General features: G+C 68.8%; 2 protein-coding genes and 1 pseudogene. All 3 read right to left on the bottom strand.

Annotated elements, in window-relative coordinates; all coding sequences use genetic code 11:
- Positions 1 to 427 (bottom strand): annotated as a pseudogene (locus ABZS66_RS61705) (IS110 family transposase); the annotation flags it as partial.
- 46 nt (positions 428 to 473) lie between these two features.
- Positions 474 to 662 (bottom strand): hypothetical protein, encoded by a 189-nt coding sequence (locus tag ABZS66_RS61700; RefSeq protein ID WP_354774294.1) that lies wholly within the window; start codon positions 660 to 662, stop codon positions 474 to 476.
- A gap of 472 nt (positions 663 to 1,134) precedes the next feature.
- On the bottom strand, positions 1,135 to 1,368 hold the full coding sequence (locus ABZS66_RS61695; RefSeq protein ID WP_354774292.1) for a hypothetical protein: 234 nt from the start codon (positions 1,366 to 1,368) through the stop codon (positions 1,135 to 1,137).
- Positions 1,369 to 1,496 lie beyond the last annotated feature (128 nt).

The following is a 1,496-nucleotide window of genomic DNA, read 5'->3' as shown; positions in this document are numbered from 1 at the left end:
GCATCGAGGTCAGGACCTTGGCGAGAGGGTGGGCATCGAGCATCCGTTCGACCTCGTCCGCGACCTGGTCACGCTGTTGCAGGACCTGCCGGAGGCTGTCGGCCAGCCGGGGCAGGACCGTCTCGGCCGCGGCGGTGCCGGGGACGGTGACGGTCTGTTCGTCCAGCACGGCCAGGATCTCCTCGACGAGCCGGGCGCCCATGCGCGGGGCCTTGGGCGTGGTGAGCGTGGCGAGCCGGCGCCGTCCTGCCGTGCGCAGACCAGCCGGGCCGCCGCAGCGGGACAGCAGTTCCAGGACCGCGGGATGGGCGATGCGCGGCCCGAGGACACGCTCCAGCGGAGGGTGGACTTGGGTGAGCAGGCCGCGGATGCGGTTGCTGAGCCGGGTGGATTCGCCGGCGAGGTCGTCGTCGTATCCGATCAGGACTGCCGACCGAGGGGCAGCCGCCCGGCTTTGCGGTGATCGACGAGTATCACCTGGTCGGTCCCAGTGCGGTACAGCAGGAGTACGTGACCAGGTGCTTCGGCGGCTCCGTCGACGCGACCTGCCGGTAGAGCTCAGGATCGAACGCGTGTGGACGGCCGCCGTTCGACCCGAGCCGGCGCCGCTTCGCAGCGTGGTCGGCCTTGACCGGGGTCGTCGCCCGGATACGTCGAGACATCTCACCAACACAGCTTGTCAAGGCGCAACCGCTGCGGTTCGGCGAAGGCTCTGGCCGTGTCGTAGACGGTTGGTACAACACCCGCCGCCGACACTCCAGCCTCGGCTACCTCAGCCCAGCCGCCTACGAAAACGGCACCAACGTCCAACTGCTACCCGCGCTCAAGGTAGCTTGAAGATCAGCACGCCGAATCTCTCCGCCGAATCGGGTCAAGGCCAGGGCCCCTCAGTCAGGGCGTGCGCTATGTCGGATTGGCGCCGGAGGCATTCGTGTGCCACTTACTCATGGTGCTGCTGTCGCTGTTCGCGATCCCGCTTACAGCGCTGCCGCCTCTGATGCTCGTCGGCCGAGATGTGACCACCTACCTGCGTCCAACGCCCCACCCCAAGACGCGGTAGGCCCGGTGCCTGGGAAGAGGACACCCGGTCGTGCCTGCCCGACGCCGCGCTCCACGCAGGCTACCGGCCGACATTCACTGTTGGCTCAGCCCGTCGGGGTGGATTCCGGCAGGCGCAGCGGCCGGTAGCCGCCGGCGTCGAACTGGGCGAGTTCGCCGTCGATATCGACGGAGTAAGTGCCCGTAGAAGAGCACGTTCTCATGGTGTGTCGGCGAGATGCGCGCAAGTACTTCGTCATCGACGGGCCGGCCGTCACGGCGCAGCGCGCCGTCGGCGACGAGCGTGGAGAGATCGTCGAAGTCGGCCACCGGCGCATCATCGCTCGGATTCCGGCGGTACCGGAGCGGCCAATCGCCGTCCGGTGGCCTTTCAGCCGAACAGCTGGGCGAGCAGGCGGGCCGTGGGCCTGGCCTCGAGGTGCAGGCGGGCCACGTTG

Origin of the sequence: Dactylosporangium sp. NPDC005572 (assembly GCF_040605515.1) — a bacterium.
Lineage (GTDB): Bacteria > Actinomycetota > Actinomycetes > Mycobacteriales > Micromonosporaceae > Dactylosporangium.
The sequence above is the reverse complement of the archived record's forward strand: the minus strand, read 5'-3'. Positions and strand labels throughout refer to the sequence as shown.